Source organism: Planktotalea sp., from assembly GCF_049680325.1.
Classification (GTDB): domain Bacteria; phylum Pseudomonadota; class Alphaproteobacteria; order Rhodobacterales; family Rhodobacteraceae; genus Planktotalea.
Genome location: NZ_JBAUHO010000245.1, coordinates 1 through 8,608, shown reverse-complemented (window position 1 = coordinate 8,608; position 8,608 = coordinate 1). Strand labels below are relative to the sequence as shown.

Here is an 8,608-nt window from a genome sequence, read left to right as displayed (position 1 = left end):
GAAATCAATGCCTGCTTCATGTGCCATCGCAGGCAGGTGCAGACCAGCATTGGTCGAGCCACCTGTACACGCCACCACGCGCGCTGCGTTCTCGAACGCTTCACGTGTGCAGATATCGCGCGCGCGGATGTTCTTTTCGATCAGGTTCATTACCGCAGCGCCAGACGCTTTGGCATATTCATCGCGGCTTTCATAAGGCGCTGGTGCCCCAGACGAAGCTGGCAAGGCAAGGCCGATCGCTTCGGACACGCAGGCAATTGTGTTCGCAGTGAACTGACCGCCGCACGCACCGGCAGAGGGGCAGGCGACGCGCTCTAGGATTTCCAGCTCTGCATTGGTCATTGTGCCGTTCTGCTGGTGCCCAACTGCTTCGAACATGTCCTGAACTGTTAGATCGCGGTTGGCATATTCCGCAGGAACCTTTGCACCCGCAGCCACACGGCCCGGAAGGATTGATCCACCGTACAGGAAGACCGACGGAACATTCAGACGGATCATCGCCATCATCATGCCGGGCAGGGATTTGTCACAACCCGCAAGACCGACAAGCGCATCATAGCAATGGCCGCGCATAGTAAGTTCAACCGTGTCGGCAATCGCCTCGCGGCTGGCCAGTGACGAGCGCATGCCCTCATGGCCCATCGCGATACCGTCGGTAACGGTGATTGTCGTAAACTCGCGCGGCGTGCCAAAGGCGGCTTTTACACCCATTTTGGCGGCCTGTGCCTGACGGTTCAGCGCGATGTTACACGGCGCGGCTTCGTTCCAGCAGGTTGCGACGCCGACCAGTGGCTGGTGAATTTCTTCTTCGGACATACCCATCGCATAATAATAAGAACGATGTGGTGCGCGCGCAGGACCTTCGGTCACATGGCGGCTGGGTAGTTTGCTTTTGTCGAATTTAGTCATGGCTGGCTCCCGAAGAATGCGTTGAAGCGTGGATAAATCAGCGTGGGCAGGGCCGCAAGGCGCGATGTGACACGGCGTTAGATTTGACAAAAAGCTAACTTGGCGCTGAAGCTAACACCATGACCCCGGGAAAAAGCTTTTTTACGTCTGACGAAATCCGCCCGCTTGCACAGCGATCTGATGCATGGGGACTTTGGTTGATTCTGCATTGCTGGGGCACGATCGCCCTCGCGCTGGCGCTCTTCGCCTATGTTCCCAATCCATTGACCTTTATCATTGCCGTGATTGTCATTGGCTCGCGCCAGCTTGGCCTTGCGATCCTGATGCACGAAGCGGCGCATGCGGCGATGTTCAAAACCAGGGCGCTGAACGAATTTGTCGGGGAATGGTTGTGTGGACGTCCCATTCTGGCGGATCTGTTCGAATATCGCAGTTATCATTTAAAGCATCACCGCTACACGCAGACGGAAAATGATCCTGATTTGAAGCTTTCCGCTCCGTTCCCAACCACCAAAGCGTCTATGCGCCGTAAACTGATCCGCGACATCACAGGCCAGACAGGGTTCAGGCAACGCAGCCAGCAGATCATGTTTGCCTTCAAAATGGCGGGCGAGGTCGAGGGCGAGATCAGCTCGCAAGACTTGGCACAAGCCTTCGCTGGCCCGGTCATCGGCCGCGCTTTGATGGCGAATATGGTTATCTTTGCCGTGATGTGGGGCTTTGGCGCGTGGTGGTGGTGGTTTGCCTTTTGGGTACTGCCGCTGCTGACATGGTTTCAATTGGTGCTGCGTGTACGCAATATCGCCGAGCATGGGGTTGTCGAAAAAACCGACGATCCGCTGCGCAATGTACGAACAACAAAAGCAGGTCCGCTGATGCGTCTGATCCTTGCACCCTATTTCGTGAACTATCACCTTGAGCATCATCTTTTGATGCATGTGCCTTGCCATCGTTTGCCGAAGTTACATGCGCTTATGCTTGAACGCGGGCATGGCGCGCAGATGCAGATCGGGCAAAGCTACTGGCAGGTTATGCGCCTTGCCGCGTCTAAGGGTGCATTGCCCACTAGCGCATAACGCAGAGCGCGCCTAAATAGGCTTTATGCTCAAGACAGTTTTCGCCTTTGATTACTCAGCTCACGCCCGTTTCGTTGCCCCTGCGCGCGACGCGGCTGAAGTGTGGCGCTTGGTATTGGGCCTGATCCTTGCAGTCTTCATTATATGGGTCAGCGCGCCGCTGCTTTGGCAGGTCTTGTTTTACGGGCTTAGCGATGATGCCTATCGCACCCTATATGATGACTTTGAAACGCTTTTGCTGCCGCAGAGCTTGCTCTTGATGTTGTTTTCGTTCGGATTCGTCTGGCTTGCGGTTGCTGCGGTTGCTCTGATGTTGCACCAACGTCGCCCTGAAACGCTGATCGGATCGCCACCGATCGCATGGATGCAAGCCAAGTTCGTCATCGTGGCCTTAGCTATTTTATTTGCCGTCCTCTTTATGCTTCCGCCGTATCGCCATGATCCGCCTTTGCAAGAGGGTGCCGACCTTGGGCGCTGGATCGCGCTGCTTGCGCCCGCGCTGTTGGCCATCTTTATTCAAACCAGCGCAGAAGAAGTGCTGTTTCGCGGTTATATGCAACAGCAACTGGCCGCCCGTTTTTCCAATCCGCTGGTTTGGCTGTTCGTGCCGTCTGCATTGTTCGGCTTGGCCCATTACGCGCCCGGAACATACGGTGGCAATGCCTGGCTTGTGGTCATCTGGGCGGCAATATTCGGACTGTTTGCAGCGGATCTAACTGCCCGTTCCGGCACGCTTGGGCCTGCCATTGCGCTGCACTTTGTAACAAACATCTCCGCGTTGCTATTGATCGCGCCTCAAGGCGAGATGTCGGGGCTCGCGCTCTACAGATACGGGTTTTCTGCTGCTGATGAGGCCGCAGTGCGCGCGTTCCTGCCTGTGGACTTTGCGGTGATGTTGGTCAGTTGGCTCACCGCGCGCCTTGCATTGCGGCGCTGATTGCAATTCAGGCCAAGGGCCTTTATCTGGCAAGTAAGACTAACGCAGGAAAGGGTCTGCGATGAACTGGATCAGCAACTACGTCCGACCACGGATCAACTCGATTTTTTCGCGTCGCGAGACGCCCGAAAACCTTTGGTCCAAATGCGACGAATGCGGCACGATGCTGTTTCACCGCGAGCTGAGCGGCAATCAGAATGTGTGCAATTCCTGTGGGCATCACATGGCGATAAGCGCGCGTGACCGCTTTGAGGCGTTGTTTGATGGCGGCGTTTTTGCAGAGGTCGAGGTGCCCCTACCCGTCGCCGATCCTTTGCAGTTTCGCGATCAAAAGAAGTATCCGGATCGCATGAAGGCCGCGCAAAAGGCGACTGGTGAAAAAGAAGCGATGCTGGTTGCAGAGGGCGAAATCGGCCGCACGCCGATTGTTGCTGCCTGTCAGGATTTCTCGTTCATGGCCGGGTCCATGGGCATGTATGTGGGCAATGCGATTATTGCAGCCGCCGAACGCGCTGTTGCAACAGGCAAACCTTTGGTTTTGTTCTCTGCCGCAGGCGGCGCGCGTATGCAGGAGGGCATTCTCAGCCTGATGCAAATGCCGCGCACGACAGTTGCAGTTCAAATGCTCAAAGAAGCAGGCCTGCCTTACATCGTTGTTTTGACCCATCCAACAACTGGCGGTGTCACCGCATCCTATGCGATGCTGGGCGACGTTCAGATCGCCGAGCCAAACGCGCTGATTTGTTTCGCCGGGCCGCGTGTCATCGCGCAAACCATCGGTGAAAAGCTACCCGAAGGCTTCCAGCGCGCCGAGTATCTGCTTGAACACGGGATGCTTGATCGTGTGACCAAACGGACGGAACTCAAAGGTGAGTTGGTGTCTATCATTCGAATGCTGATGCATATGCCGCCCCCTGTAATGGGCGATTTGCCGAAGCCGCCCGAACACCTTGAATTGAGCGCGCCTGCAGCGGCACCAGCGGAAGACGCAAAAGGGTGAGCGCAGGCAACTCTGACATCATCCTTGAGCGGATGATGACACTGCATCCCAAGGTCATTGATCTGGTCCTGGACCGCGCCGAGCGGTTGTTGGCCGCGCTGGGCAACCCAGAGCGCCAGCTGCCAGCTGTCATTCACATTGCCGGCACCAACGGTAAAGGCAGCACGCAAGCGATGATGCGCGCGGGAATAGAGGGCGCTGGCAAAACCGCCCATGCCTATACATCCCCGCATCTGGCGCGCTTTCATGAACGTATTCGCGTCGCGGGCGAGCTGATCTCGGAAGAATATCTGACCGAAGTTCTTGATGAGTGCTATGTCGCCAATGGCGAGCAGAGCATTACATATTTTGAAATCACAACCTGTGCCGCGTTTCTTGCGTTCTCGCGTCAGAAGGCAGACTACACCTTGCTAGAGGTCGGTCTTGGTGGGCGGGTTGATGTCACCAACGTTGTCGACAAGCCTGCATTGACGATCATCACACCTGTCTCGTTGGATCATCAGCAATTTCTTGGGGAAACCTTGCCAGAGATTGCGGGCGAAAAGGCCGGGATCATCAAGCGCGGGGTGCCGTGTATCGTTGGCCCGCAAGAGGATGCCGCCCTTGAGGTGATTGAGGCCAAAGCGGCGCGTCTTGGCGCGCCATTGCTTGTCTATGGCCAGCATTGGCATGTTGGCGTGGAGCGTGATCGGCTGATTTATCAGGATGAAACCGGACTTCTGGATCTGCCAAAACCTGCCCTCTTGGGTGCGCATCAGGTGCGTAACGCGGGCGCAGCTATTGCGGGCTTACGCGCGCTTGGTTTTGACGAAGACGCCTGCGGCGCCGCAATGACAGATGCCACATGGCCTGCGCGAATGCAGCGGTTGAAAAACGGGCCATTGGTGCAAAGCGCACCGGAAATCGAACTTTGGCTTGATGGTGGCCACAATGCCGCTGCGGGCGAGGCGATTGGCGAATTGCTGGGCACGCTGCCTGCCCGCAAGACCTATCTCATTTGCGGTATGTTGAACACGAAAGACGTGAACGGTTACATGCGTCCATTGGCACAGCATGCAGAGCACCTGATCGGGGTCAGCATACCTGGCGAAAAGAACACATTGCCCGCCGAAACAACTGCGAAAGCAGCGCAAGACGCTGGTCTTAATTCCAGCGTTGCAAGTTCTGTTCAAAAGGCATTGGACGAAATAGCGGCAATGGCCCCAGAAGCCCGTGTTTTAATATGCGGCTCTTTATATTTGGCTGGTGACGTTTTACGTTCGAATGGGTGAATCTACATTTAGAAGCAATTGCTAAATATTGCGTTTAAATACAACCTGTGCGATACATTGACGTAAGCGTTTCTAAACCTTACCGATAAAACCAACGAAAACGGAAAACGTTTCGAGCAGGTGTGAGTATCAAAATGTCTATTTCGGGCACGAGTGTGCGTGCCGCGTTAGCGGCCATTTTATCGTTTGCAATTAATGTGCAAACGGTTGACGCAGATATATTGCCGGGCCAACCGAGTGTTGAATTCGAGTTTGGCGGCCAAGGCTTTTCTATTCAGCGCGGCCAAAACGGCGACAATGCCCTACCAAGAGCCTATTCAAATACTGCAAGAAAATGTCCCGACTATTGTATCGAGCCAAGCGATGCCGCGCCGGGCGTTGCAACGCTGACAGAGCTTGAAGTCTTCAGCTTTATGCAAAACAGCGTTTCGACAGGAACTGGCCTTCTCATAGATACACGCCTGCCAAGCGAGTTTGAGAAAGGCACAATTCCGGGCGCTATTTCCGTACCTGCCGCCACACTGGTTGCCAACAATCCCTATCGTGAAGACCTTTTGCTGGCGCTTGGCGCATCGGGAAGCCTTGGGCAAATGGATTTTTCAGGCGCCTTCGATCTAATGGTTTTCGATGATGGCCCCTGGTCCCCAACGGCGCGCCAAGCCGTGCATTTGCTGCTGGACGCGGGTTATCCAACGGAAAAAATTTCGTATTACCGAGGCGGTCTGCAGCTTTGGCACATCTTCGGGTTAACAGTTTCAAAGTGAGTAACAGGCCATGATGCGAAGCATCACTATTTTTTCATTCTTTGCTCTGGCAACGGTGCTGGTCATTGTTTTGCAACCCGGTCCGCGGCCGAGCTATGTCTATGAGCAAAGCGAGAACGCGCTTCGTGAAACATCGCGTAATGAAGTTGACGTTCTGAACGAGCCAAAGGCAACACCAGCCCTTCAGGCACCGGATGAAGTCATTTCAAGATTGAAAGCCGCAGCGCGGCCCGCGCCCGCGATCAAGCAAGCCGAGCCAACGAGCAATCTGGCCCCGGGCGGTTCGCTTACGCGCTTGCAGGCCGCTCTTGATGCCTCGCTTGGTACAAATTCGGTTACATCGGATGCTGACCCAGAGCCTGTCACGACTGTGCAAACTGCCCCCGAACCGATCCGCCCTGTCGCTCAAACGATGTATCAGGCCGTCGAGCCAGAGCTGCGTGACATGAGCTGGCAGACGCTGAACACGCTCAACAGCCTCGGACACAAAACCAAGGGTCCAGGCCAGGAGGGCAGCCTTTTGAATTCGATCGTGCGGCGTTCGATGGGGCAGGTTGGCAATCAGCCTACAGCGCCTGTGACCTCTGCCGTGCGCGCGGTACCTGCGCCAGCCCAACCAGCGCTTCGCACGTCAGCTGTGCAAAGCGGCGCGAAGAAAAGCTATGTTGTGGCCTCTGGCGACACGTTGGCGCTGATCGCGATCAAGCTATATGGCAGTGCCCTTGCGACGGACAAATTGCTGTCCGAAAACCCGGTGCTTCGCCAAAATCCCGACGCTTTGCGCATCGGTCAGGTGCTTCGTTACAGCAATCAATAGCGCGTTTTCCGGCTATTTTTCCTTTGAGATGCAAAAAACTTAACCCTTTGCCAAATTTTTTTGGTGGAGGAAAATGCCGTTTCACACGCGCTAACACGCGCTGCTTGTAGTGGGCGAAAAATGCAATTGAACGAAAAATTCTAGAGTCTCGTCAACGGTTTGTACGTTTGACGCTAGCCTGGCTGTTGAAACCTATCGCAGCCGGATCTGCTCTCAGGCACCATCCTTCTCATATCAAAAAAGCGCAAAACGCGAATCACCACATGTTGACTGATTCGTTTTGCTTCGCCTATAGCTTGTATCCAGCTGGATTATACAGTGCCTGCCAGCACTGAAAAAATCAGAATTCCAGCATGGGGGAAGCAAGTATGAAATGTCACATCGGTGTGGCCTTGTTGGTGGCCTGTGCCACAATGGCGAGCAGCGCGATGGCACAGGACGTGCGTATCACGCAGGATCTCGACAAGGTCTCAGTTAATGTAAGCGGTGTTAATGTTTTAATTGAACGCAACCAGAACCAAGCAAACCGACTAAGCTCTGAGTTCACAAAAACGTCGCGGCCCTGTCCGCCGTTTTGCATCCAGCCCATGACCCTTGCAGAGGGTGTTTCAACGTTTGGCGAGCTGGAAGTCATCGGCTTTTTGCAAGACGAAGTTGCGGCTGGCAAAGGTTTGCTGATCGATACGCGCCTGCCCGAATGGCACGAGAAGGGCTCAATCCCTGGTGCGGTAAATTTGCCGTTCTCCACTTTGGAAGATAATAATCCGTTTCGCGATGAAATCCTGCGCGCTTTGGGCGCGAATGATGCAGGCGGAAGTTGGGATTTTTCCAAGGTGTTTACGCTCACGCTTTTTTGCAATGGCCCTTGGTGCGAGCAAACATCGCGTGCGGTCACAGCGCTTTTAGAGGTGGGCTATCCACCCGAGAAACTAAATTTCTACCGTGGGGGCATGCAAAGCTGGCTCCTCCTCGGTTTGACAACAACCAACCCGGCAGGATGAGGGCGACCCGAACATGATCCGAGTTCTAGCATTTATGGGAGTTTTCATGCTCTCGATTATCGGCCTTTTGTTGCTGCAACCCAGCGAACGTCAGGCAGGGGGTTCAAGCAATATGTTGGACGTTACGCGCACTGCATCTGACACAATGCTGACGACAGTCGCAATCGAACCTGAAGTACAAGAAACCCAAGCGAGCGCGAACCAATTGGCGGCGCTGCAAAAATTGCAAAAGGCGACCTCAGCGAGCCTGTCGAAAAAAGCAATGACCCCCGCCAAAGGCGACATGCGCGCGCTGACATCAAGCGTGCTGGCTAACTTGCAAGGCAAGGCGCCCAATACGGCAGAAACGGGCCAAATTCGCCTTGCTTCACTGGTTTCGCAATCCATGGGCGCAGCTGGCGATGATGCGTTTCGAAGTGCGCTCGCTCGAGAAGCGAAATACGGAACCGAAGAATACACCAAAATGGCGATGGTTGGCGCTGCGGTGGATTCCTCGGCCGTGAAAAAACGCTGGATTGAAAACGCCCGAAAAAAATCCAAAGCGATGGCGGATGCGACAGCGTTCATGTCCTCCGGAACAAAAGCAACGCCGGGGTTCGACGATACCATTCACATCGTCAAACGCGGTGACAGCCTGATGAAACTTTCGATCCGCTATTACGGTCGAACGATTGACTATCAGGTGATTTACGAAGCGAACAGGGATGTGTTGCCAAGCCCTGACCAAATTCGCGTGGGTCAAAAACTGAAGATCCCTCCGATGACCAGCGCCTGATCGAGCGGCGTACGGGAAACGGGACAAACTACAGGCACTACCTTGAAGGGGCTTTCGG

At 54.8% G+C, this 8,608-nt stretch carries 9 protein-coding genes; 8 read left to right on the top strand and 1 reads right to left on the bottom strand.

Annotated elements, in window-relative coordinates; all coding sequences use genetic code 11:
- Positions 1–909, bottom strand: a 909-nt coding sequence (locus tag WBC85_RS11200; protein WP_424436828.1) for a dihydroxy-acid dehydratase, incomplete at its 3' end; no start/stop codon positions are given.
- Between the two features lie 119 nt (positions 910–1,028).
- Here WBC85_RS11200 and WBC85_RS11195 point away from each other — a divergent pair.
- From WBC85_RS11195 to WBC85_RS11160, 8 genes are all read left to right on the top strand, one after another.
- Complete coding sequence (locus WBC85_RS11195) at positions 1,029–1,985, top strand: fatty acid desaturase family protein (RefSeq protein WP_424436825.1); 957 nt, start codon at positions 1,029–1,031, stop codon at positions 1,983–1,985.
- Positions 1,986–2,010: 25 nt separating this feature from the next.
- Complete coding sequence (locus WBC85_RS11190; RefSeq protein WP_424436822.1) at positions 2,011–2,922, top strand: lysostaphin resistance A-like protein; 912 nt, start codon at positions 2,011–2,013, stop codon at positions 2,920–2,922.
- Positions 2,923–2,983: 61 nt separating this feature from the next.
- Positions 2,984–3,922: an acetyl-CoA carboxylase, carboxyltransferase subunit beta gene (gene accD, locus WBC85_RS11185; RefSeq protein ID WP_424436819.1), complete on the top strand. Its 939-nt coding sequence runs from the start codon at positions 2,984–2,986 to the stop codon at positions 3,920–3,922.
- Complete coding sequence (locus tag WBC85_RS11180) at positions 3,919–5,193, top strand: bifunctional folylpolyglutamate synthase/dihydrofolate synthase (RefSeq protein ID WP_424436816.1); 1,275 nt, start codon at positions 3,919–3,921, stop codon at positions 5,191–5,193. Before accD ends, WBC85_RS11180 begins: the two co-directional genes overlap by 4 nt.
- 134 nt (positions 5,194–5,327) lie before the next feature.
- Complete coding sequence (locus WBC85_RS11175; RefSeq protein ID WP_424436813.1) at positions 5,328–5,957, top strand: rhodanese-like domain-containing protein; 630 nt, start codon at positions 5,328–5,330, stop codon at positions 5,955–5,957.
- Positions 5,958–5,967: 10 nt separating this feature from the next.
- Complete coding sequence (locus WBC85_RS11170; protein WP_424436810.1) at positions 5,968–6,774, top strand: LysM peptidoglycan-binding domain-containing protein; 807 nt, start codon at positions 5,968–5,970, stop codon at positions 6,772–6,774.
- A 368-nt stretch (positions 6,775–7,142) separates the two neighbouring features.
- Positions 7,143–7,775 carry a rhodanese-like domain-containing protein gene (locus WBC85_RS11165; protein ID WP_424436807.1) on the top strand — a complete coding sequence of 211 codons (633 nt, stop codon included), beginning with the start codon at positions 7,143–7,145 and terminating at the stop codon, positions 7,773–7,775.
- A 13-nt stretch (positions 7,776–7,788) separates the two neighbouring features.
- Positions 7,789–8,550, top strand: a complete 762-nt coding sequence (locus WBC85_RS11160) for a LysM peptidoglycan-binding domain-containing protein (protein ID WP_424436804.1) — start codon at positions 7,789–7,791, stop codon at positions 8,548–8,550.
- The last annotated feature ends 58 nt before the right edge of the window (positions 8,551–8,608 follow it).

What these genes read in the sequence shown, in the direction of transcription:
- WBC85_RS11195 (WP_424436825.1), top strand. Translation starts at nt 1,029, where the DNA reads ATGACCCCGGGAAAAAGCTTTTTTACGTCTGACGAAATCCGCCCGCTT.
- WBC85_RS11175 (WP_424436813.1), top strand. Translation starts at nt 5,328, where the DNA reads ATGTCTATTTCGGGCACGAGTGTGCGTGCCGCGTTAGCGGCCATTTTA.
- accD (WP_424436819.1), top strand. Translation starts at nt 2,984, where the DNA reads ATGAACTGGATCAGCAACTACGTCCGACCACGGATCAACTCGATTTTT.
- WBC85_RS11190 (WP_424436822.1), top strand. Translation starts at nt 2,011, where the DNA reads ATGCTCAAGACAGTTTTCGCCTTTGATTACTCAGCTCACGCCCGTTTC.
- WBC85_RS11160 (WP_424436804.1), top strand. Translation starts at nt 7,789, where the DNA reads ATGATCCGAGTTCTAGCATTTATGGGAGTTTTCATGCTCTCGATTATC.
- WBC85_RS11170 (WP_424436810.1), top strand. Translation starts at nt 5,968, where the DNA reads ATGATGCGAAGCATCACTATTTTTTCATTCTTTGCTCTGGCAACGGTG.
- WBC85_RS11165 (WP_424436807.1), top strand. Translation starts at nt 7,143, where the DNA reads ATGAAATGTCACATCGGTGTGGCCTTGTTGGTGGCCTGTGCCACAATG.